The organism is Chryseobacterium tongliaonense (assembly GCF_041224435.1).
Taxonomy (GTDB): domain Bacteria; phylum Bacteroidota; class Bacteroidia; order Flavobacteriales; family Weeksellaceae; genus Chryseobacterium; species Chryseobacterium tongliaoense.
The window spans coordinates 356,542-379,123 of sequence record NZ_JBGFFD010000001.1 but is presented as its reverse complement, the minus strand read 5'-3'; the positions used below and the strand labels follow the sequence as shown (position 1 = coordinate 379,123).

22 protein-coding genes and 2 pseudogenes are annotated in these 22,582 nt (G+C 36.7%); 7 read left to right on the top strand and 17 right to left on the bottom strand.

Translation table 11 applies throughout. From position 1 onward, the window contains the following. The coding region (locus tag AB8P06_RS01870; RefSeq protein ID WP_369837111.1) for an HflX GTPase family protein at positions 1 to 468 on the bottom strand (468 nt) is incomplete at its 3' end. Between the two features lie 201 nt (positions 469 to 669). Here AB8P06_RS01870 and AB8P06_RS01865 point away from each other — a divergent pair. The 4 genes from AB8P06_RS01865 to AB8P06_RS01850 all read left to right on the top strand — a co-directional run bounded on the left by AB8P06_RS01865 (position 670) and on the right by AB8P06_RS01850 (position 4,998). Continuing rightward, complete coding sequence (locus AB8P06_RS01865; RefSeq protein ID WP_369837108.1) at positions 670 to 1,383, top strand: LytR/AlgR family response regulator transcription factor; 714 nt, start codon at positions 670 to 672, stop codon at positions 1,381 to 1,383. 178 nt (positions 1,384 to 1,561) lie between these two features. Further along, the gene (locus tag AB8P06_RS01860; RefSeq protein WP_369837105.1) at positions 1,562 to 2,041 is read left to right on the top strand and encodes a T9SS type A sorting domain-containing protein; all 480 of its coding nucleotides are present in this window, start codon (positions 1,562 to 1,564) and stop codon (positions 2,039 to 2,041) included. 5 nt (positions 2,042 to 2,046) lie between these two features. Next, complete coding sequence (locus AB8P06_RS01855; RefSeq protein WP_369837102.1) at positions 2,047 to 4,566, top strand: beta strand repeat-containing protein; 2,520 nt, start codon at positions 2,047 to 2,049, stop codon at positions 4,564 to 4,566. Positions 4,567 to 4,572: 6 nt separating this feature from the next. Then, a complete protein-coding gene (locus tag AB8P06_RS01850; RefSeq protein WP_369837100.1) occupies positions 4,573 to 4,998 on the top strand; it encodes a hypothetical protein in 426 nt (141 codons plus the stop codon). A 78-nt stretch (positions 4,999 to 5,076) separates the two neighbouring features. Here AB8P06_RS01850 and AB8P06_RS01845 read toward each other — a convergent pair whose 3' ends face one another. After that, positions 5,077 to 5,511, bottom strand: coding sequence for an META domain-containing protein (locus AB8P06_RS01845; RefSeq protein ID WP_369837098.1), 435 nt, complete (start codon positions 5,509 to 5,511; stop codon positions 5,077 to 5,079). Between the two features lie 86 nt (positions 5,512 to 5,597). Between AB8P06_RS01845 and AB8P06_RS01840 the strand changes: the two genes are divergently transcribed. Next, positions 5,598 to 7,799 (top strand): S46 family peptidase, encoded by a 2,202-nt coding sequence (locus tag AB8P06_RS01840; RefSeq protein ID WP_369837095.1) that lies wholly within the window; start codon positions 5,598 to 5,600, stop codon positions 7,797 to 7,799. 82 nt (positions 7,800 to 7,881) lie between these two features. Further along, positions 7,882 to 8,358, top strand: a complete 477-nt coding sequence (locus AB8P06_RS01835; protein ID WP_369837093.1) for a YdeI/OmpD-associated family protein — start codon at positions 7,882 to 7,884, stop codon at positions 8,356 to 8,358. 23 nt (positions 8,359 to 8,381) lie between these two features. On the opposite strand, the gene AB8P06_RS01830 is transcribed toward AB8P06_RS01835, so the two are convergent. The 8 genes and pseudogenes from AB8P06_RS01830 to AB8P06_RS01795 all read right to left on the bottom strand — a co-directional run. Next, entirely contained in the window at positions 8,382 to 8,813 is a 432-nt protein-coding gene (locus AB8P06_RS01830; protein WP_369837091.1) for a hypothetical protein, read from the bottom strand. Positions 8,814 to 9,034: 221 nt separating this feature from the next. Beyond that, positions 9,035 to 9,759 (bottom strand): annotated as a pseudogene (locus AB8P06_RS01825) (YifB family Mg chelatase-like AAA ATPase); the annotation flags it as partial. Positions 9,760 to 9,790: 31 nt separating this feature from the next. Then, positions 9,791 to 10,819, bottom strand: coding sequence for an ACR3 family arsenite efflux transporter (arsB, locus tag AB8P06_RS01820; protein ID WP_369837089.1), 1,029 nt, complete (start codon positions 10,817 to 10,819; stop codon positions 9,791 to 9,793). A gap of 12 nt (positions 10,820 to 10,831) precedes the next feature. Next, positions 10,832 to 11,323, bottom strand: a complete 492-nt coding sequence (locus AB8P06_RS01815; protein WP_369837086.1) for a GNAT family N-acetyltransferase — start codon at positions 11,321 to 11,323, stop codon at positions 10,832 to 10,834. 1 nt (position 11,324) lies between these two features. Then, positions 11,325 to 11,936, bottom strand: a complete 612-nt coding sequence (locus tag AB8P06_RS01810) for an arsenate-mycothiol transferase ArsC (protein WP_369837084.1) — start codon at positions 11,934 to 11,936, stop codon at positions 11,325 to 11,327. 24 nt (positions 11,937 to 11,960) lie between these two features. Continuing rightward, positions 11,961 to 12,434, bottom strand: a complete 474-nt coding sequence (locus AB8P06_RS01805) for a DUF6428 family protein (protein WP_369837082.1) — start codon at positions 12,432 to 12,434, stop codon at positions 11,961 to 11,963. A 59-nt stretch (positions 12,435 to 12,493) separates the two neighbouring features. Next, positions 12,494 to 12,820 (bottom strand): ArsR/SmtB family transcription factor, encoded by a 327-nt coding sequence (locus tag AB8P06_RS01800; protein WP_369837079.1) that lies wholly within the window; start codon positions 12,818 to 12,820, stop codon positions 12,494 to 12,496. Between the two features lie 84 nt (positions 12,821 to 12,904). Next, positions 12,905 to 13,759: pseudogene (locus AB8P06_RS01795) on the bottom strand (YifB family Mg chelatase-like AAA ATPase); the annotation flags it as partial. A 134-nt stretch (positions 13,760 to 13,893) separates the two neighbouring features. Between AB8P06_RS01795 and AB8P06_RS01790 the strand changes: the two are divergent. Beyond that, on the top strand, positions 13,894 to 15,513 hold the full coding sequence (locus AB8P06_RS01790) for a right-handed parallel beta-helix repeat-containing protein (protein WP_369837077.1): 1,620 nt from the start codon (positions 13,894 to 13,896) through the stop codon (positions 15,511 to 15,513). 35 nt (positions 15,514 to 15,548) lie between these two features. Here the strand turns inward: AB8P06_RS01790 and AB8P06_RS01785 are convergent, their stop codons facing one another. The 7 genes from AB8P06_RS01785 to AB8P06_RS01755 form a co-directional block, all read right to left on the bottom strand. After that, the gene (locus AB8P06_RS01785; RefSeq protein ID WP_369837075.1) at positions 15,549 to 16,511 is read right to left on the bottom strand and encodes a hypothetical protein; all 963 of its coding nucleotides are present in this window, start codon (positions 16,509 to 16,511) and stop codon (positions 15,549 to 15,551) included. Further along, positions 16,465 to 16,929: a putative phage tail protein gene (locus AB8P06_RS01780; RefSeq protein ID WP_369837072.1), complete on the bottom strand. Its 465-nt coding sequence runs from the start codon at positions 16,927 to 16,929 to the stop codon at positions 16,465 to 16,467. The genes AB8P06_RS01785 and AB8P06_RS01780 overlap by 47 nt, the downstream gene beginning before the upstream one ends. Positions 16,930 to 17,131: 202 nt before the next feature. Next, positions 17,132 to 18,100, bottom strand: a complete 969-nt coding sequence (locus AB8P06_RS01775) for a T9SS type A sorting domain-containing protein (RefSeq protein ID WP_369837070.1) — start codon at positions 18,098 to 18,100, stop codon at positions 17,132 to 17,134. A 93-nt stretch (positions 18,101 to 18,193) separates the two neighbouring features. Beyond that, a complete protein-coding gene (locus AB8P06_RS01770; protein WP_369837067.1) occupies positions 18,194 to 19,588 on the bottom strand; it encodes an outer membrane beta-barrel protein in 1,395 nt (464 codons plus the stop codon). Beyond that, positions 19,581 to 20,147, bottom strand: coding sequence for an RNA polymerase sigma factor (locus tag AB8P06_RS01765; protein ID WP_369837064.1), 567 nt, complete (start codon positions 20,145 to 20,147; stop codon positions 19,581 to 19,583). Before AB8P06_RS01765 ends, AB8P06_RS01770 begins: the two co-directional genes overlap by 8 nt. Positions 20,148 to 20,250: 103 nt before the next feature. Next, complete coding sequence (locus AB8P06_RS01760) at positions 20,251 to 20,826, bottom strand: DUF4840 domain-containing protein (RefSeq protein WP_369837061.1); 576 nt, start codon at positions 20,824 to 20,826, stop codon at positions 20,251 to 20,253. A 235-nt stretch (positions 20,827 to 21,061) separates the two neighbouring features. Beyond that, complete coding sequence (locus tag AB8P06_RS01755) at positions 21,062 to 22,579, bottom strand: TSUP family transporter (RefSeq protein WP_369837058.1); 1,518 nt, start codon at positions 22,577 to 22,579, stop codon at positions 21,062 to 21,064. Between the last annotated feature and the right edge of the window lie 3 nt (positions 22,580 to 22,582).

Sequence of the window (22,582 nt, the reverse complement as noted above, 5' to 3'; positions counted from 1 at the left end):
CATCCCGATTCCCCCTTTCTGACGTTCCAGGTGGGTCCACATTCTTGTCAGTCGTGGCAGAAGATATTGATACTGGGCGAGTTCTACCTGAGTTCTTGCATAGGAAGTCTGCGCTCTTTGGGCAAAAATATCAAGGATAAGGTTGGTTCTGTCAAGGATCTTAACTTCAATTTCTCTTTCCAGATTTTTCAGTTGGGAAGGAGATAATTCATCATCAAAAATGACAGTTCCTATTTCGTGTTCTTTTACGTATTCTTTTATTTCCTGGGCTTTTCCACTTCCGATAAAGGTTTTGGAATCAGGCTGAGTTAATTTTTGAGTGAAGCGCTTTTGTACGGTTGCTCCTGCTGTGAAAGCCAAAAACTCCAATTCATCCATATATTCCGTCAGCTTTTCTTCATCCTGGTTTTGTGTAATAACGCCTACCAAAACAGCATTCTCGTAATTATGTTCTTTCTTTTCTAGCATTAATTTCTTTACTATTATATGAGATTTACAAGTTAACATTTTTAAACAGAAAATGCAAGAATATCTTGATATAAGCAATGATTTAACACTAACTTAAATTTATAATATTGTTGATTTGTATATTTTTAATAACTTTAGGAAAGAAATTTTTATGTTTTGTTCTTTAAAATTTAAAAATTAATAAAAATAATCCGGAAGCTCATGATTACTAATATTAGATGTATGATTATTGATGATGATGAACTGGACAGGCTGGTTCTTCACCACCATCTCAAACAATATGAGAATATAGATATTGTTGCTTCTTTCGATTCAGCGGAAAAAGCCGTTCCTTATCTTGAACTTCCCATTGATCTTTTATTTATTGAAATCAGCCTCCCCGGAATGAGCGGAATTGAATTCAGGAAATTAGCCCATAAAATCCCGGTCTGTATTTTTATAAGCTCACATTCGGAGCTCGCCATTGAAGCCTTTGAACTCGACTCTCTTGATTTTATCCCAAAACCTTTAAAAACAGAACGTTTTCATCACTCGATGCGGAAACTTTTCGATTTTTTTGAGATGAAAGAAAAATGTGAATGCTTTGATACTCTTTTGGGAGAAAACAGCATTAAGATAAAAGAAGGAAGTACAATTTCTCAGGTTAAAATCACCGATATCCTGTATCTGGAAGCGTTAAAAGATTATACAAGAATTATAACCCCCGAGAAAAAGCATTGTATTTTAGATTCCCTGGGCAATCTTCTGCATAAAAGCTTTTTCGATTCTTTCATCAGAATACACAGAAGCTATGCTGTTCCCAGACATCTCATCCGCAGCAAAAGCACTCATGAAGTAGAACTGATCCACCAGATCAAACTTCCGATCGGAAGAACCTACAAAGACAATCTTTCATTTTTTGACCAAAAAAAATAAAGTCACTACTTGTTGATTTTCAATAAATTCCACAAAATAACTCCACATTTGTCATTCGTCGATTTTTTGTGTCGTTTATCTATTTTTCAAATATCCGCCCTTTATATGTGGTAATTTAGTCTTCCTAAAATCAATGAGGTTTTAGACACACCGATTAATAACCACAAAACTATTTTACATGAAAAGAACATCTATTCACTGCTTCTTTTTCATTCTGTTTATCACGATCGGGCAACTGAAAGCACAATCAGCTGTCCTGGCAACGGGAACAAATGCTAGCGGAGGCAACGGCTCAGTTTCTTACAGTGTAGGCCAGAGCGCTTATCTCTACAAGGGCACCAACTCTCAGGTAATGGAAGGAGTACAGCAGGCCTATGAGATCTCCACTCTGTCTACCGATGAAACTACAGTTACAGAAGACGGTATTTTTCTTTACCCCAACCCTTTTAAAGATTATTTGTATTTAGATTTCACTGTAAATAATTACAAAAATTCAGAATACCAATTATTTGACGCACAGGGCAAACTGATTAAAAAAGACAAGATTACCCAATCAAAGTCCGAATTTAATTTTTCATCTCTTCCCTCTGCAATGTATATCATCAGAATCAACCAGGAAGGTAAAAACATCAAAACATTTAAAATCATTAAAAAATAACCACCATGAAAAAAATATTATTATCGATGGGGATTATGCTTGGGCTCTTTATGGCCTCTGCACAAGTACCTGAAAAAATGAGCTATCAGGCTGTTGTCCGCAATATCTCGGGGCAATTATTACTTAACCAGAGCATCGGCATGAAGGTAAGCATATTGCAGGGCTCCGCTGTAGGACCTGTAGTATATTCTGAAAGATTAACCGGGAACACCAATGCCAACGGGCTTATCAGCCTTGAAATAGGTACAGGAACCGTACTTACAGGAACATTCAATACCATCAACTGGTCTTCCGGAAGTTATTACTTAAAAACAGAAACTGACCCAACCGGTGGGACAACTTATACTATAACGGGAACAAGCCAACTGTTAAGCGTGCCTTATGCCATGTATGCCAAAACAGCAGGCGGCGGCGGAGGAAGCTTTGCAATTCCCTATACCAATACCGTAAATAATGCAGGAACTTTATTCACATTAACCAATGATGGTGACGGAACTTCCGTAGAAGGAGTAAATAATACCACCACATCCAACATTGCATCCGTAAGAGGTATTGTAAGTAATGCGTCGCCGGGCGGATTTTCAGCCGGGGTTCGTGGTATCAATAACGGTACCGGCGGTTTGGGAGTTGGGGTCTGGGGAAGCCAGGCAGGAAGCGGATGGGGAGTTTACGGAGTCACACCAAACGGACTTGGAGTTTATGGAAACTCAAGTGCCAATGGATACGGAGTTTATGCGAACAGCAATACAGGAACAGGTTTGAATGCAACCAGTAATAATGGTATCCCGGCAACAATTGCCATTTTTAACAACGCCAATAACAATAATGCCCTTAATGTAAACTCTGTAGGAAACGGCACGGTTGTGAATGTTTCCACTTCCGGAAACGGTGCCGGTGTTCGCAGCTCTACAGGAGCCGGATTTGCATTGCAGGGAATTACCTCTACTCAGACCTCTGCCGGACTTGTAGGTGACAATACCGGAGGCGGAGAAGCTGTGGTAGGAAGAAATACGAGTGATATTGCAGGCGCTGTAGTGGGAAGAAATGATGGCGGTGGATATGGGGTAAGAGGTTTCGTTGCTACCGATGTAACAGGAACGGCAATTGGTGTTCTGGGTCAGATCGGGCTTAATAACAGTAAAGGACGTGCCGGCCGTTTTGAAAATTTCAATGCCACTAATGATAAAAATACATTTGAAGTAGAAACCAATGGAAACGGAAATATCCCTGATAATACACAAGGAAATGCATCATCATTCCTGGTAAACAATACAAACAGTGTAGCCGCTGCCGTAAGAGGTGAGGTTAAAACCATATTCGGAAACTTCGGAGCTGCCGGGATTTTCGGAATTTCTTCAGGAACAGGTGGTTTTGCAGGATTATTCCACGCTTCCAATGTATCCGGGAACGGACCTGCACTGGTTGCCATAACCGATGGAAACGGGAACGCTATTACCGCCAATGCAAGTAAAGACGGAAATGCCGTAGAAGCCAATATTGATGGTGCCGGAAATGCCTTGTACGCATGGGTTCCATCTTTTGCAACAGGACGTGCGGGAAGGTTCAATATCTTCAATGAATCAAATACAAGCGATGTAATAACGGTAACTACCATAGGAAACGGTATTGCAGGAAACTTTAAAGTAGATAAAGTAACGGGAACTTCTGCTGCGGTAAGAGGTGAAGTCAATTCACAATTTGCCAATTTCGGAACTGCAGGGATTTATGGAATTTCTTCAGGAACAGGAGGCTATGCCGGATTATTCCACTCATCAAATCCTTCCGGAAACGGACCGGCCCTGATCGCAATAGCTGATGGAAACGGAAACGGGATCACTGCAAATGCCTCTAACGGAGGTGACGGAGTAGAAGCTACAGCTGACGGAACCGGAAATGCCATCTTTGGCTGGGTTCCTAATTTCGGAAACGGACGCGCAGCAAGATTTGTCAATTTTAATACGGCAAATACAAATCCCGTTCTCACAGTCGAAGGCCACAGCAATGGTTCACTCGCATTATTTAAATCCGGAAACCCCGGAAGCGTAAATGTTGCCCGTATCAATTCTGCCGGAAGAGGTTTCTTTAATGGAGGAACTCAGGCCAGTGGTGCCGACGTAGCAGAGGCATTTGATGTAGAGGGGAATATTTCACATTATGAAACCGGAGATATTTTGGTGATTTCCACCAGTTCAGACAGAACAGTAGAAAAATCATCCAAGCCTTATTCAACTCTCGTGGCAGGTGTTTACGCTACAAAGCCTGGTGTATTACTTACCGAAGAACATATAGATACTGATATTTCAGACAAAGTTCCGATGGGAGTAATCGGGGTTGTTCCTACCAAGGTATGTCTGGAAGGCGGCAAGGTAAAAAGAGGTGACCTTTTAGTGACTTCATCAAAACCCGGCGTAGCCATGAAAGCCAATCTTAAAAAGGTAAAAGTAGGACAGGTCATTGGAAAAGCCCTTCAGGACTACAATCAGAATGAAACCGGAAAAATCAAAGTATTAGTAAGCATTAAATAAACGATCATGAAAACATTATATATCACGGCATTATTAACATTAAGCATAAGCATTTATGCACAGGAAAATAAAAAGGTTTCACTGACCCAGGAAGAAATGGCACTGGATATAAAACAATCCAAAGATTTTGAAGCTAAAATGCTGAAAGAAGCCAAAGAAAGGGCAGAGAAGAAAACTGCTCCAACCCCATTGGTTTCCGACCAGGGACTTGAAGTAAAAAAACAGGAATCAAAAACCGCCGTTGCTTCCAACAACTCAGGAAAACTGCTTCCCAATACTGCAAGCCTTGAAGAAATTCTGGCAACAATACCCAACAGGCAATCAAAAAAGGCAAATAATTCTAGGAACACAAATAATAATGTAGTAGGGCTCCCCAATACCGCCACCTTGGAAGAAATAAAAAAAACAATTCCAAAAACTAATAACCGGTAACTAACTAAATTTTTCAACTAAAAGAAAGTCCGCAGTTTTGCGGACTTTTTATATATTTTTCGGAATAATTGTTCAGAATCAATCCCAATCTGAAGCGACAAACTTCATCGAATTGCCATTATCATCAGACAGGGTCAGAAAATGCCCTTCCACGGAATATTTCGTCATCGTTTCAAAGCTTTTTGCAAACGAGGTTTCCAGTTCCATATTTTCACATGCCATGAGCGTGCTTCCTACTCCGGATATTTTTACTTTTCCATTGTTTTTAAATTCTGAAGTGAAAAACATTTTATTGCAACCCATAAAGGCTCCGCCCTGTATTTTCCCATCTTCCATTTTAGCCGTTAAGTTGATTCCTGCTTTATTTTTAATCAACTGGTCTTTAGAAAAACTTCCGAAAGACACCAGCATCCATTCTCTCTGGATGTGCTCATTTTTAATCTGTGCTGATGAGCAATTTAAAAAGATTCCTAAAAACAAAATTGCCAAAAGCGGTATAAATACTTTTTTCATAAGACCGTTCATTCCATTTTCATACCAATCGCGGGCAGAATATCGTAAAAATTAGTAAATTAGCGTCACAAAAATTAATTTATAAAATGAAAAGACTATTTCTACTATTCACTTTTTTATTGGGCTTTGCTCAAATGAGGGCGGATGAGGGGATGTGGCTGCTAATGCTCATCAAAAGATTAAATGGTGTTGACATGCAAAAAGAAGGTTTGCATCTGACTCCTGAAGAAATTTATTCGGTAAACAATTCAAGCTTAAAAGATGCTATCGTAAGCTTCGGAGGATTCTGTACAGGGGAAATTGTTTCTGATAAAGGACTTATTTTTACCAACCACCACTGTGGTTATGGTGCTGTAGCTGCAGCTTCCACTCCGGAAAAAGATTATCTGAAAAACGGATTCTGGGCAATGAAGCAAAAAGACGAGTTCAACGCAAAAGATCTTTATGTGAGATTTTTGGTAAGAATGAATGATGCTACACAAAGAATCAATTCCAAGCTTAATAATACGATGACCGGCGAACAGAGAAAAGCGGTAATCGATGCGGAAACAAAAGCAATTCAGGCAGAAAATTCTGAGAACGGAAAATATACGGTAGTAGTAAGAGATTTCTTTAACGGAAATGAATTCTACTATTTTGTTTATCAGGACTATAAAGATATCAGATTGGTAGGTGCTCCACCTTCATCTTTAGGTAAATTCGGCGGGGATACAGATAACTGGGAATGGCCGAGACATACGGCAGACTTTACGGTTTTCAGAGTGTATTCTGACGCAGCAGGAAACCCTGCAGAATATTCTCCAAGCAATGTTCCTTTAAAACCTAAACATTTTTTACCGGTTTCCCTTAAAGGAGTTAAACCTGGAGATTTCTCAATGATCTTAGGATATCCGGGAAGAACAAACCGTTATTTAACGTCTTACGGTATCGAGCAGATGGTGAATAAAGATTATCCGGCTTGGGTGGAAGCGTCTAAACTGGCTATGGATGTGATGAAGAAGTACATGGATAAAGATAAAGCGACTCAGCTTAATTATGCTTCTCAATATGCTTCTGTAGCTAACTACTGGAAAAACAGACAGGGAACCATTGATGCCGTGATCAAAAACGGAACCATCACTGACAAACAAAATATTGAATCGACTTACAGACAATGGTCCGTACAACCGGGAAATACGGAATACGACGGAGTATTGGAAGACATCCAAACTTATTACAAGCAGGTTTCTGAGAGAAATGTTGAGAGAAATTATATGTCACAGCTTTCACGAAACTCAAAATACATCAGCCTTGCTTACCAGTTGGGCTCTGTATTTAAAACTTATGCTGCACAGGATATGCAGGGAAGACTGGCGATGAAACCAAAAGTAGAAGCGGCCATTAAATCTGCTTATGAAAACTTTAATCCGTCTTTAGAGGGTGAAATGATCAACTCAATGGTAAACCTTTACCAAACAAGGGTAACCAATAAAGAAGTGGCTTCAGCTACTATTTTAGGATTGGATGCTAAAAATTTATCAAACGTAGCTTATTCTTCTATTTTTGCTAATAAAACTTCTGCAACAAACTTCCTTCTGAATCCGGATGCATTAAAACTTGATGCAGATCCGCTTTGGAAAATTGCCAACGGCCTTGCTGCAGATCAGAAAATGTCTGCTGAGAAATTCTCTAAAATTGATGATTTCTTTGCTAAAAACAACCGTTTATTCTTAGCAGGATTAATGAAATCCATGCCTGAGAAAAAATTCTATCCGGATGCTAACTCTACAATGAGATTAACATACGGAACGGTAGATAAATTACCTATCAGAACCGACAGAAACTATTTCGGGGTTACTGATAACTATTATACGGATATGACCGGTCTAGTAGGTAAATATAAAAAAGGGGATGAAGAGTTTGACCTTCCTCAGAGAGTGATCGATCTTTACAACATGAAAGATTTCGGACAGTATGCTGATGCTAAAGGATACATGCCTGTCAACTTCCTTTCCAACAATGATATCACAGGAGGTAACTCCGGTTCTCCTGTAATTGATGGTGACGGAAACCTTATCGGTATTGCATTTGACGGAAACAGCGAAGCATTAAGCGGTGATATTGTTTTTGAGCAGGAATGGCAGAAAACAATCAACGTTGACGTTCGTTTCGTTCTTTGGACCATCGACAAATATGCAGGAGCAAGAAGACTGATTGATGAATTAAACCTGATCAGAGATGAAAACACTCCGGCTGATACAAAAACGAAAGCTGCAAAGCCTGAGCATGTAAAAGCTAAAAAGAAATAATATCCTCATTGAATATATTTTCAAAACCGTGAAATTTGTTTTCACGGTTTTTTTATTTTTGATTAACTTAATATTGTTCTCTATGGATTCAAAACCTATTCAATTTTCAGCCCCAATTAAACAAAACGGAGAAATGGATGCTGCTTTTGTAGATTTCCCTTTTTCTACAGAAGAATTATTCGGTAAAAAAGGACAGGTAAAAATCAAAGCCCTCTTTGACGGAAAAACAGAATATCGCGGAAGCCTGGTTAAGATGAAATCTGACTGTCATATTCTGGGATTAACCAAAGAAATCAGGAAGGTACTGGGAAAAACCTTTGGAGATAAGGTTTCCGTTTCTCTTATTGAAGATAAAGAGGAAAGAACTGTTGAAATTGCAGATGATATCACTTTGGTTTTTAACGAAAACCCTGATGCAAAGAAGCTGTTTGATCAAATGAGCTATACCCACAGAAAAGAGTATATCCGCTGGATCGAGGAAGCTAAGAAACCGGAAACGAGAGAAAGCAGAAAAATCAAAATGATTGAAATGATCCTGAACGGAAAAAAGGGAGTTTAGAAACTCCAGACTCCCTTCAGTTATTATACTTTTAATTCCGCCTTAAGGTGCTGTGCCACACCACCATTGGTAACAGTAATGGATCCGTTATTATGGACAACGGTAACTCCTAAATCGTTTACCATTGATTTAAAGTATCCTGTTTTAGCATTGCTACTGATATTTCTTTGCCATAAGAACATCGCAAATGCCCCTGCGTCATTCTGAATCATTAAAGTTCCTAAAGTACTTCCGAATCCGAAAGGTTCGACATCAACCACGAGGCTTTCATTTGCTGCAAAGCTTTTATTTAGCAAGTCTACAGATCCTGTCAAGATTCTTTCGTATTTATAATTTCCGATGTTTTTTGTCAAGACATTATTTACCGTACTGTCTGCAGCACCGGTTTTCCTCCAGGAATATTCCAGTCCTGTAAATTCATCTGTCAATAAAATAATTTCGTCTGTTGTACTCATTGTTAATATTTTTGATTTTAGCTATATAGCAAATATCATTTTGAAAGGCGACAAAACCCGACGTATTATTTTTATAATCTTATTTTTTCAATTAAAAAAACCGGATAACAAAATGCTTTCCGGTTTTATTTACCCGGTTTTTATAATCCGGAATTCCGAAATATTTCAATAGAAATTCAGTAAAGTTTTATCAAAATTTTCTGAAAATCATAAATTTCAAACTATACATTCCAGAATTCCCTGTCTAAACTTCTGTATTGTATCGCTTCAGAAATGTGATGGGATAAGATGTTTTCAGATTCTTCCAGATCAGCAATTGTTCTTGCTACTTTTAAAATCCGGTCATAGGCTCTGGCAGAAAGGTTTAATTTCTCCATTGCCAGTTTGATAAGATTGAATGATGCTTCATCCAGTTCACAAAACGCTTCTATTTCCTTTGGCCCGATCTGAGCGTTATAGCTAATTTTCAACTCCTTATAACGCTCCTGTTGTATCTCGCGGGATCTTAATACACGCTTTCTGATTTCTTCACTTTTCTCGCCTTTTCTTTTTTCAGTCAGCTGTTCAAATTCCACTTTCTGAACTTCAATATGAATATCAATTCTGTCTAAAAGCGGACCTGAAAGCTTATTCATATACCGCTGCATTTCAAAGGTTGATGAGGTATTATTCGGATCATCGGGAAAGTATCCACTGGGGCTTGGATTCATTGAAGCGATCAGCATGAAACTTGCAGGATAATTGATCGTAAATTTCGCTCTAGAAATCGTTACCTCCCTGTCTTCCAGTGGTTGCCTCATCACCTCCAGAACCGTTCTTTTAAATTCAGGCATTTCATCGAGAAACAAAACGCCATTATGGGCCAAAGAAATTTCGCCCGGCTGGGGATAGCTTCCGCCTCCTACTAAAGCAACATCTGTAATTTTCCTAAATGAGGGGGCAAAAAAACCTTAACCAATTGTAGGTTAAGGTCTCTTTTAATAATATTTCTTTTTTAACAATAAGCTTATCCGTACAAGTAGTATTAAAACGGGTACTTCTACCAATGGTCCGATTACACCCACGAATGCCTGTGGAGAGTGAATTCCAAATACCGATATAGCAACTGCAATTGCTAACTCAAAGTTATTTCCTGTTGCTGTAAAAGCTATCGAGGCATTTTTATCATAAGGAACATCAAATGATTTATTGATAAAGAAGCTTACAAAAAACATCAGTATAAAGTAGACTATTAATGGTATAGCCACTTTCAAGACATCTAACGGTAGTTCGAGTATTTTATCTCCTTTAAGGCTAAACATCAAAACAATAGTGAATAAAAGAGCATACAAGGTCAATGGAGATATTTTAGGGATAAACTTTCTGTTATACCATTCTAAGCCTTTTGACTTGATTAAAATATAACGAGTTGAAAAACCAGCAACAAAGGGGATTCCTAAGTATATCAAAACACTTTCAGTTACATCACTCATTGAAACGGTTACATTAAAATTAGCCATTCCCAGCTTTTCAGGTAAGACATTGATAAAAAGCCAAACCATAAAGCTGTAACTTAGTACTTGGAAGATACTATTTAGAGCTACTAACAATGCTCCATACTCACGATTACCTTTTGCTAAATCATTCCATACAAGCACCATTGCAATACATCTTGCTAAACCAATAAGGATTAAACCAATCATGTAATCAGGTTCGTTTCTCAGGAAAATGATTGCTAACAGGAACATTAAAATTGGACCGATAACCCAATTAAGTAACAAAGAGATTCCAATAGCTTTTTTATCTTGGAAAATCTTTGGCAGTAATGAATAATCAACTTTTGCCAACGGTGGATACATCATGATTATTAGACCAACTGCCAATGGAATATTTGTTGTTCCTACAGATAAAGAATTGGTTACTTCAGATATATTAGGAAACAAATATCCCAAACCTATTCCTAAAAACATAGCTAAAAATATCCATAAAGTAAGGAATCTATCAAGAAATTTTAATTTTGGTTGCATTTTATTTATTTTTTAATCTATTCCTACTACCTTGCTTCTTCTTTCCATAAGCAAGTTATCTTTCCAGACTCCATTAAGCTTACCTATCTTTTCACGATAACCTATGATTCTGAATCCAAACATTTTATGTAGTGCTATTGTTGCCTCGTTTTCGGTAAACATTCCAGATTGCAAAGTCCAAATGCCATTAGCTTCACTTTCTTTAATAGCTTTCTCCATTAAAATTTTACCTATTCCTTTTCCTCTTTGATTTTCAGAAACATATATGCTAACTTCTGCAACACCCTCGTATACACAACGATTACTAACTTTTGACAAAGCAATCCATCCTAAAATATTATTATTATCAACTACTACAAATCTGCTGTGTATTAATTTATTTTCATTCCAAACCTCCCACGATGGGACTGAGGTCTCAAACGTTGCAATACCAGTATCAATGCCCTGTTTGTATATATCAGATATTTGAGGATAATGTTCTTTTTCAATTGCTAATGCCTCCATTTTATTTTTTTATTTGTGAAAACACATAAAACATTTCAGCACCAATTTGTAAGCTTCTATCATTATAAACTTTTGTTTGTTCGGGTGTGTTATCCGAAATCTTTGGGTCTTCAAAAGTGATAGGAATACGTTTGTCAGCTCCAGCAATGAATGGGCAACCACCATCAGCCTGAGAACAAGTCATGATTGCAGCAAAACCAGAAGTAGGATTAAAAGAACTGTCATATCTCTTAGAAAACCCTATGATTGGGTGATTGTTGTCATTATACTTAATAGCATAAACGGGATTTTCAGTATTGGAAATTTCCAGAATTGAAAGACCTTGTTCTTTCAGAGTCTCTATAACTTTAGGAAACAATGCTGTTTCTTCCGTTCCTCCTGAATAACATGTTACATTCGGTATATTATAGTAAGTACTTGCAATTTGTGCCCAAACTTGTGATAAATGGCTCCTTCTTGAATTATGAGTACAGATAAAGTTAATGTTTGTATCTTTTTTTTCTTCCAAACATTTTTGAATAAAGTCTACCAATGGTGCTAATGTAGCTTTTCTGTCTTCATTGATTTCTTGATTCTTTAGTAATTCTATTGTTTCTAATAATTTAGGATACATAGTCTATTTTTTATTGATTAAATTTTAACAACATCCAGAATTTGGTGTACAGCAAGAATCTTGTTTAGATGACAGTTCAGATAAACTTATCTTTTGTTTTTCAGAAGGAATACCACAAGCATCCTGAGCTAAACAAGCTGTTGTTTTATTTTTAAGCACAAAGTTTTTACCATTGAATTCTAAATCGAATTTACCAATAGTTGTATTTTGATATTCAACCTCTATTTCATCATCTTCAATTCCTAATTTCTCTTCTGATAGTCTAATGATATTTAGAAGCTTTGTAGGTTTTAAACGATGCTCAAAATCATCAGCATTCCATAATTGAAAGTTTACAACCTTTTCATTTCGGATAGTTCCTCCACAATCAATAAAATGTTTGGTTACAGTCCCAACTTCTGTTACATGGAAATGCTCAGGAACAAAAGTTCCGTTTTCTAATTGAAATTCAACATTCTCTAATGTTGGTAGAATTTCTTTGATTTCAGATAATTTCATTATTTTTTTATTTATTGGTTAAATGCTATATTACGATAAAAGAATGTAAAAAAAATGCTTTAACAGCACTTCTGATTTGTAACAGTCAATATAATTTTTGAAAAGTATTCTTTCAGTATTCCAAAAGTACTTTCATCTATACAGTAGCAAATTGCAGTTCCTTCAATGTTTCCTTTGATAAGACCAGCATTTTTTAACTCTTTAAGATGTTGAGAAACTGTTGCTTGTGCTAATGGTAACTCATTAACTATGTCTCCACATATACAAGTATTTACTTTTAATAAATATTCGATAATGGCAACTCTTGCTGGATGCCCCAATGCTTTAGCAATAGTTGCTATTCTATTTTGTTCATCTGTAAAGTGGTCTGTTTTAGTTGCTCCCATGTTGTTTTATATATTGCAATATTACGATAAATATAATTAATAAAAAATTCTTAATCAAAAATTATATTATTTCTTCAATTCTCACATCACTGTAAATTCTGAGATTGTGTGATGCGGGGACCTGAAAGGACGGATAGTCATTAAAGAAGTCTCCGTTCCCATTTTACCGGCAACTGAATGAATTTTTGTGGTTTCCAAAGCTTCTTTCAACGTTAATGGCGGCAAAATACTGGGAACTCTTTTGGCAAGCATTGTTTTCCCGCTTCCGGGTGGGCCGATCAAAATAATATTATGCCCTCCGGCAGCGGCAACTTCCATGGCTCTTTTAGCAGCTTCCTGCCCTTTAACTTCAGAGAAATCAAACGGAAACTGATTGATTCTTTCCTGAAATTCTTTCCGGGTATCCAATATTACTCTCTCAATAGGTTTACCTTCATTAAAAAAATCAATGACTTCTTTGATATTTTCAACACCATATACTTCAAGATCATTGACTATTGCTGCTTCACGGGTATTCTGTTTTGGCAAGATAATTCCTTTGAAACCTTCTGCTCTCGCCTGAATAGCAATCGGTAAAACACCTTTTATCGGCTGCAGACTTCCATCAAGGGAAAGCTCACCCATAATGACATAATCCTGAATATTTTCAGCGATAATCTGATCTGAAGCCACCAGGATTCCTAAAGCAATACTCAGGTCATAGGAAGAACCTTCTTTTCTGAGATCTGCCGGAGCCATATTGATGGTAATTTTTTTTCCGGGAATTTTGTAGCCTACATTTTTTAAAGCTGCTGAGATCCTGTAACTGCTTTCTTTAATTGCATTATCAGGAAGACCTACGAGGTGATATCCTACTCCGCCAGTATCTATATTGACTTCAATAGTAATAGTCTGCGCTGCAACCCCATGAATTGCGCTGCCATAAATTTTGATCAGCATATGTGTGTTTTGGGGTAAAAATAAATTATTTTTTTTATTAATAAAATACCAATCGTTTTTTGTTACGTCAAGTTCTGGCGCATTGACAGTTTAAATTTGCTGTATAAATAATGTTTAACCCAAATCTTTAAAAAATGGAAAAAATTCAAATTATTGACCCAAACACATTAGAGGTAGCAAATTACATAAAAACCAATGTGTGGCATGACGGAACTCCTATGACACTTGAAAAATGTGATGATGTGCTGTATAAAGAAATTGAATGTGGCGTTTTTTATCAAAGAGAGATTGCCGGCACAGTAAGAATGGCTTGGTATAAACATCTTATGACCACTATAGATGTAAGTGAAGTTATTAATTCAGCAATTGATTGCGCTTCTCCGAATTCTGTCATTGATGGAGAAGGTGGATTTTACGATGTACATTCAATCTGGCTGAAATCTGATATTACATTTAAAAATTTTAATTTAAAATCTATTGGTACATCTGAATCAGATGTCAGTGTTTTATGCATTGGTAATGATTTTTATTATCAAAATAATCCAAACCCTTTTTTATCAGACAGATATGCTGAAAGAGCATATAAGCGAAGTACAACTGTTGGAGAATCAAATATCAAAATCGAAAATGTAACGATTGATGGGAACAGAAAAGATCATACCGGCTTAGGCCCTGACAAAAGAGATGGAGGAAAACAAGGGATTTGTATTAAAGGAAAAGTTTCTGAAATCAAAATCAAAAATTGCAAAGTAACATATTGTGCCACCGATGGTTTACAAATTTACAGTAGTTTATTACGTGTTGAAGACGATATGGTTTTTGCCGCGACAGATATTGAAATTGATGGATTAATTTGTGATTTCAATAGAAGACACGGTGCCAGTGGTGACAGTATTGAAAGGCTTATTGTAAGAAATTCAAGGTTTAATTCTAATGGACAGACAATAGATAACTCAACTGAAGGAAATCAAGGCGCTTTATTCAATGGTGTTCTCTATGGGAATGGCTGGGATATGGAAGGCTATGGAGTTGGATCAAATATTCATGATATCCAGTTTATCAATTGTCGATTCGTTAAAAACATCAAATATGGTTTATTGATATATGATGCAGCAACAGGTACAGAAGCAAACTTCAAAAAAAGAAGTAAGATTTTTATCAAAAACTGTGAATTCGATTCTGGTATTGAAAATCCGGAATTTACTGCTCTTGCCATTACCGGAAATCAGATCAATTTATCTCATGGTGTTTATCTGTATGATGATATTGTTGTTGATAATTGTAATATTCTTGGAAGGTTGCTACTAAAATCTATTAAAAATATCATTATCAGAAATTGTCACCAAATATATGATGAGCTAGACCCTATTATAGTTCGTGGAGTGCTGCAAAATGTTGAATCTGCAATCATTAGAAATACACAAACCCAACGATATTTGTGGGAGGGCATCGATTTTAAAATATTAAGTGATGATATTTTGACCAGCAGTATGGAGGTAGATTTCGGACAAATTAATGCAGGTGCTTTACAGACAATTGATGTGACATTTCCTGAAGCAGAGTTTGGTGATATAGTTACCACAACACTTACTACACTTAATGAAGCACGCTTCAAAGAGTTTACATTAACCGGTTTAATCCCTTATCCGGCAAATAAAGTTTTAGTAACCATTAAAAATAATTCAAATCATACCGAAATTGTTTCACCAGGAAAATTAAAAATATTTGTAGAGAAAAAACTCATCGAAAAATAATTAAATGGAGGCATAAGCCTCCATTTTTCTATAATCTATACTACATTTCCTGAACTATCCTTCCAGTTTATGCCGTCCCAAAATATTTTTTTATTAAAATCAATGTCATAATATCCATCATAATCGCGGACTTTATTGGTCGGTCTGGCCAAAGTAGTCCCAAATTTCGTAGACGAAACTAAAATTTTAGTTTTGAAAACTTCAGGAGAATTATCTCTTACATTTTTCTCTAAAATATCTGTTATATTAGTTACGCTATTTATAATGCCATACGTATCCGGGTTGGGAACGTCAAATTTATTTTCTATGAAAGTAAAACTCTTTAATGAACCTGCCATACTGTTAAACATTCCTCTATTTTTGGTTACATCAGAATGCTCAATATTTTCTCTTATATCTAAAACACTATTGTTTAAACTTGCCAGTGAAGCGAAAATATCGCAACTAAACGATTCATTTCTGTACATTTTCAACTCATTAACATTGGATATTAAATAGCTGACCTTGTGAGATGATTTAATACTATTTTCTATCAATTGTACTTTAGCCATACTTTGTGTTCCGCCAAGCCAGAATACTCTTCCCTCAGCACTGATTTTATTATTATTTGATGTTAATAAATCGAAAGACTGATTAACCATATTAACGTAAGCAAATGAAGAGAAAGCGTTTGTATTTGATTCGCTTCTACCATTCAAAGGTAAGGCATTAAAAATATTATCATTAATGCTTATAATTCCATATTTCTTACCGTCAGCCTGAGTTAACCTAAGGAAAAAATCGGCCAAAACCAGGTTATCAGATATTTCAGCATAATCCAGGTCTCCCACTGATTGAAAAAAGCCTTGATATTCAGAGCTTGTTTTCACTATGTTGGAATAAACATCCAGTTTTTCGCAGGCATCCACTCTGATTACTCCTGTTGACTGAGTAATAGCTCTGTCTATATTTTCAAAATAATTTCCAAATACACCAATGTATAACTTTTTTAGCTTCAAGACCAGAGGTAGTAATAGGAACAGAATAAAAAACAGTATTTTTTCCTAATTTTAAATCAATATCTGCTCCATTGATATTAAGTGTAGAATTTATTAAGTACTTTTTATTCTCTTTACTTATCAATTTTTTATTCATCTTAATTGCATTGAGAATAGATTGAGAATTGTTTGGGTTTGTTTCAGAAACTCCAAAGTCCTCAATAAAAACCTCATTGCTGAAAATAGCAATCCAGGCACCGTTAAGAGGCGGATTTGAAGGCACGATAACGCTTCCGCCGTCATCTACAAAATTTCCTTCTTTAAAATAATAAATTATTGCCGGTTTATCTCCTTTTTCATAATACCCCAAAAGAGTAATTACATCTCCTGCTGCAACCGCCAGAGATCTTAATTCTGAAATTGTATCGGTCGTATTCATATAAATTTTATTGATTAAGTTATTTTTTTAAGTTCTTGCAAGAATCTTTAACAAATATAAATTCGGAAGACGACAGAATCTGTCGTATTATCCAGAATATCTCTGACCAATATTAACTCTAATCAAAAAAATCGGTACAGGCCACATCCTGTACCGATCAGACAATTATTAAAAACTAACAATAATTAGGAAGTCTTGATTCCTATTTTTTTATGAATTTATTTCTATATACTTTTCCTTCTGCGCTTTTGGATGCGATAATATACGTTCCAGGCGTCAGTGCGCTTACATCGATTGGCTGGTTATACTGATGATTGGTTTTCTGGATCACCAGTCTTCCTGAAGCATCTACAACAGAAATTTCCTTATACGTTTTATCGGATGCTTTTCCAATGTAAATCAATTGTGTCGCCGGATTTGGATACAAGGTAAGATCATTGGATTTGGGTTTGGTTTCGTCTGTTCCCAATCCACAAAAGCTCCAGCTGCCAAAATTCAGTTGCTGGAATCCTCCAAGTCCTAAAAACTCACATTGATCCGGGCAATATTCCGTACAGGCATAAAACCCGTAAAATCCACTTTCCGTTGCAGTATAGGAATCTCCGGTAGCTCCACTTATAATACAAGGATCTCCGGGAACCGGCGGGATGTTGCTTGGTGTACATTTATACCAGGTATGATTTCCATATACAACCGGATATATGTTTTCAAATTTCACGGAAGCTCCTTCACAGATATTATATTCTCCTGCGCCCACCTGCTCATAGGTTCCGGGTGTAAAGGTGGTCATCATCGCCGGAAGGCCATAGGCATACCCGTCTGACATAATTTCTGCACTTTGTGCCGTACAATCAGCCTGTGTAACCTCTACTTTAAAATAGTAAAGCATATCATTGGTCCCGTCAATCGTCAATGTTTGAGAAGTAGCTCCCGGGATTGCAACCCAGGGGTTTGTATTGGGAGTCTGCCAGTCCCATTCCTGCTTATACCACTGATAACTGTCGTACGTTTGAGTGGAAAGCACTTCGGTTTCAGTATTACAGAATACTACTTTATCCGGAAACATGGCTCCCAGCCTTGGGCTGGTAATAGTAGGGGTAAATGAGCACTGCGCACTTATATTTAAAGCCGTAAAAGCTAAAAACATTAATAGAATCAATTTTGTCTTCATAGAATATATTTAAAGGTTACTTTTTAAGATCGTCAAGCCAACCCTATTGAAAACAGGGTATTATAATATGTTTGTCAACAATTAAAAATTCAATTAATCAATCGATACTCTGATTCCGAACTTCACATTGAAATTCAATGGTTTGTCTTTATAAATTGTGTTTAGAGAACTGTTATCTTTGAAATGATAACCAATTCCCGGTTCTACATAAACCCCTATTTTATCTACAAGCTTCAATTGCGCTCCCAGACCGCCGTTTAAAGAAACCTGCACGGGTTTTACTTCAAGCTTTTCTTTGACTTCATCCGTAACCTCATCATTCACTATATATTTTGTTTTCAGGCTTCCGGCAACTGCCTTTTCGACCAATGCCCCACCGGTAATATAACCTGTGAACCTGCCTTTCTGAATGACATTATAATTAATCTGAACGGGAACCCCTATGTAATGAAGCGTCTGCTCCCCTTTAATAAAATTAGAATTGCTGCCGGATCGAAGTTCTGATGATAATTTGGTATAATTCACTCCGGTTCCTATTCCCCATCTTTTCCCCAGATTATAATACAAAGAGATGCCTAAATTAAGTGGTATTTTATGTCTTACGGTAGCTTCCACCTCTTTGTTCTGATTGGCCAGTAATATTTCCGTAAGCGGATTTTCCTCATAGCTGGCTGTTCCCCATACATCATTAACGCTCAATGGGTTTCCGTCCATTGTTGCATATCCCGGAAACTGCTGTGCCGAATTGGGAGAAGCTTTTCCGGTAAGCAAGCTTAACATCCATGATTTATTTGAAGCTTTTTTTGTGGTTTTCATTTTATTTTCGGCATACAGAGGGATAAGATCTTTTTCTTCCTGCTTTAAAGATTCATTATTCTCATTGGACTGAGCAATATCTTCTTTTTTATTCTGTACAATTTTTTCATCCTGCTCAGGAAGATTGAAAGTATTGTAATTCTTCTGCTCTTTTGCCTGTTGTGATTTAGCTTTTAATAAAGCATTTTCTTTACTGAAGCTGTTGGTGAAAATATTTCCAAATAATTCTGTCTCTTTGTTGGATACGATCTCTTTTGAATAAGAGCTTCCTGAAGAAATTATATCAATATTTTCTCCTTTTGTATTCTCCTGCAAAACAGTATTATAAACAGAGTTTTCTGCTTTTTTTACCATCTCCTTTTTCGTGTTATATGCTGTTTCTTTTGACGGTTTAACCTTTTTATTACTTAAGCTAAACCACTGTCTTCCAACCATAAACAGCAATACAATCGCAGCAGCAATACCACCAATACGATATAATGTGGTCGTAAAAACCGGTCTGGAAATCTTTTTATCTTTTGAGACAGATTCTTCAGGAACCAGGCCAATAACCGTTTTCTTATCCTCATCATTGAATAATTCTTCTCTGATGTCATCCCACAATCCATCCGGAACATCCCCGGTGTGGTCTTCCATTTTCCTGCGCAGATCGTTTAACCATCGATTACTCATATTGCGCTTTTTTTACCATTTTATATTCTTTAATTTTCTGGGCAAGCATTCCTTTGGCTCTGTGAAATTGTGAAGCGGAGGAGTTTTCTGCAATTCCCAGCAGCGACGCAATTTCCTTATGACTTTTATTTTCAAAGACATACAGGTTAAAAACAGTCCGGTATCCTTCAGGAAGGGTACGGATCATTTCCATAATCTCTGCCTGTGGTATCTCATCCAGATTGGGCTCTTCCTCATCGGGAATATCCGGGATTTCAAACTCATCCGTTGATATTTTAAACCCCGAATGCTCTCTGATATGTTTTAACGACTCATTGACCACAATTCGGGTTATCCATGCTTTCAGGGAGCCATTTCCTCTGTATTCAAACGAGTCTATTGAACGGAACATCTTGATAAAACTATTCTGAAGCACATCATGCACATCGTCTTTCCCGATGATATAGCGTGAACATACATAGGTAAGACTCCCGGAATAAGTTCCGAAAAACTCTTTCCAAGCCTCTTCTTCTTTTAACAGAAGACGGTCTACCAATATCTGCTCCTTGCTTTTCTCCATTTAATCTTTACAATGATTTTCCATTGAAATACTGACTGATTAATCTTAATGCAAAAATAGGCTGCATCCTTAAAGGATACAACCTATTCTTCTGATCCCAATTTTAATATTTTACACAATACGGAAAATCATATTTAATCATTTCATAAGGGGTTAATAATACCCCATCAACCGTTATTTTCTCTGCTTCCAGACCAAATTGCATTGCTCTGTTCTGGCCAACATAGAATCCTTTCTCTTTAGCAATGAACGTTACAACTGTTTTTTTAATTGCTCCGTCCACCGGGATCTGGATTTCTAATGTCTTAGGTGCAAAAATCAACTCTACCACGTTATGATTTGCATTGATTGATGAGGTATAATTAAGATTATATTTCACTTTTCCGATTGCAGCCAATGCGCTTTCTGTTTTTGCGGGATCTTTTACTACTGATTTAACAATTTCTTTCACCGGAAAATCTAAAAACGTAATCGTATCTTTTTTTGCTCTAAAATCTGCAACTTTTTCAATTTTATTATTTCCCTGGGATACAATAAGCTTTGCCTTATAATTTCCGTTGACATCTTCCAGTTTTACAGGAACGATTTCCGGACCATCATCAATACATGATATCAAGGAAAGGCTTACTACTGCAACCAGGACAGCCATAAAAGTTTTAAGTACCGTAAATTTCTTCATTACTTTAATTTTTTTCTTTAAACATTCTTTTACTTTGAGTACTCATTTATATAAATCAGCTTTTTAAATAATCTTGCATATTATTTTCAAATAAAAATACAACACATTGATTTACAGAACTAAAATTTACTATCCTCTTGCTTTTATAATTGATTTTTTCAACATTAAACATATGAAAAGAAAAAAACAGCTCCTGATGAGAGCTGTTTTTAATGATCTATTTTAAGTTTAATCTTTAGGTTAGCGATTTGATGATCGTAATGAGGCTCATGATAATGACTACTATCCCAACAACAACAAACATTTTTTGAGTAGGCAGCCTGGAAGTGAGCATTGCAGAAAACGGGGCAGTAAAGACACCTCCTAAAAGAAGTCCCAAAACAATATTCCAGTGATGAATCCCAATGGTAAAGATAAAGGTGATGGCACTTGTTACTGTCAGTAAAAATTTTGTTACGGTAGAGCTTCCGACAACATAGCGCGGGGTTCTTCCTTCTTTGATCAAAGTTCCGGTCACCAACGGGCCCCATCCACCTCCTGCGAAAGAATCAATAAAACCACCAACGAGCCCTAGTACTTTAAGGTTTGTTTTTTTCTTGGCCCTGATTTGCTCTGCATTTTTTTTCTTAAAAGCATTTTTGAGAATATTAATCCCCAAATACAATGTATAGCAGGAAATTATCGGTTTAATAATATGGGCATAATATTCGCTGTAATGCGATAAGGTCAATGCTCCGATAACAGATCCTACAATTGCCAGGGGAAACAATACCCAAACCATTTTTTTATTGACGTTTCCTAATTTGTAATGACTGACACTTCCTGCTGCCGTAGTGAATGATTCTGCAGAATGGATACTCGCACTTATGACCGGTGGGGGAACATTCAATAGTAACAATATGGTGGTACATATCACTCCGTATCCCATTCCCATTGATCCGGCAACAATCTCTGCCATAAAACCGGCAAACAGCATCCAGTAAAAAATATGCCCGTCCTTATTAAGGAAGAATGCAATATCGGCTGAAAGGTTAAACCTGTAAATGGTAAAACCCAACACTCCAAAAAGGATTAAAACTCCGATAACTCCGAGATAAATATTGGCTCTCCGCTGTACAATTTTGGTAATATTGATCAGATTTTCAATTTCCAGATCAGATTTTTCAGGATTCTTTTTTTCTTCAGACAAATATTCAGTGGTGAGCCTGTTTAATTCTCTTACCTTATAATCAAAATCCCCTTTTAATCCATTCCGGATACTTTGCATATTTTCCAATACATTTTCTGTTTCGTCGGGAATAGCCTCTGTGAATATTTCACGCAATCTTTTTGCTATAGTCGGTGATTTTCCATTGGTTGAAATTGCAATTTTCAGGCTTCCTTTTTGCACAATGGAGCCTAAATAGAAATCACATAAATCCGGTTTGTCTGCAATGTTTACCAAAACATTATTCTGATGGGCATTATTCCGGATCTCTTCAGCAAGCACAATATCGTTTACCGCAATGATTGCAAGGTCTGCATCACTGAAGTCATTATTATGATAGGCTCTCTCATATAATTTCAGGTTAGGAAATGTTTCCTGTAAGATTTTAACTTCCGGGATTATTTCTTTTGCAACGAGCTTCACAGGTGTTCCGGGTGAATTGGTGAGAACGGATTCCAGTTTTTCCAAGGCAATTTTTCCGCCTCCGATCACCAGCAATGACAATGTTTCGAGCTTCAGAAATACGGGATATAATGCATTTTTCATCTC